This window comes from Streptomyces sp. DT224, from assembly GCF_049844595.1.
Taxonomy (GTDB): domain Bacteria; phylum Actinomycetota; class Actinomycetes; order Streptomycetales; family Streptomycetaceae; genus Streptomyces.
On the sequence record NZ_JBNCLI010000064.1, the window covers coordinates 1 to 267 of the forward strand.

General features: G+C 70.0%; 1 protein-coding gene. It reads right to left on the bottom strand.

Features of this window, described 5'->3' with window-relative positions; all coding sequences use genetic code 11:
* Positions 1-267: hypothetical protein (locus tag ACLQ2N_RS36050; RefSeq protein ID WP_425820029.1), on the bottom strand; the 267-nt coding region annotated here is incomplete at both ends.

Below are 267 nucleotides of genomic sequence, written 5' to 3' on the forward strand. Positions count from 1 at the left end.
CGGCCGCTCCCCGGCCCGCTCCTGGCCGTACGTGGCAAGAAGTGCCTGGGCCTCGATCGGATCACCCAGCGCCGTACCGGTACCGTGCGCCTCCACCACGTCGACCTCAGCGGGGGAGAGCCTCGCATTGGCGAGCGCCTGACGGATCACCCGCTGCTGCGAGGGACCGTTCGGCGCCGTCAGACCGTTCGACGCACCGTCCTGATTGATCGCGGACCCCTTGACCACCGCCAGCACACGATGCCCGTTACGGCGGGCATCCGACAG